This is a genomic window from Pseudoalteromonas sp. SG43-7 (genome assembly GCF_014164295.1).
Classification (GTDB): domain Bacteria; phylum Pseudomonadota; class Gammaproteobacteria; order Enterobacterales; family Alteromonadaceae; genus Pseudoalteromonas; species Pseudoalteromonas rhizosphaerae.
The window spans coordinates 1-463 of sequence record NZ_JACJEY010000187.1; the positions used below are offsets into that span (position 1 = coordinate 1).

Genomic DNA, 463 nt, shown 5'->3' on the forward strand with positions numbered 1-463 from the left:
TCGAAAATAAACTCGATTTGTCGGGCTTTGACGCGTGGTATAACAACGACAAAACAGGCGCGGCGGCGTATCCGCCGTCAGTGATGTTAAAGATTATTTTGCTCGGCTATGCACATGGTTTGATCAGCAGCCGCCGTATTGCTAAGGCGTGTGAGACGAATATTTTGTTCATGAGTGTGTCGGGTGATATTCAACCTCATTACACATCTGTAGCGGGATTCGTGGCCAAAATGCACGAACAGATTGAACCGCTGTTTACGCAAGTACTGATGATATGCGACGAAGAAGGCTTGATAGGTCGTAACATGTTTGCCATTGATGGATGCAAATTGAAATCGAATGCGAGTAAAGAATGGAGCGGCACATTCGATGAGCTAGGGCGTAAAAAAGCAAAACTAGAACGCGCGAGTAAACGTATTATCGAACGTCACCAATCACAAGATAGCCTGAGCGAAGAGTTGAT

At 45.6% G+C, this 463-nt stretch carries 1 protein-coding gene; it reads left to right on the top strand.

Annotated features, from left to right (window positions below; all coding sequences use genetic code 11):
* Positions 1-463, top strand: a 463-nt coding sequence (locus H5200_RS23440) for a transposase (protein ID WP_182762894.1), incomplete at both ends; no start/stop codon positions are given.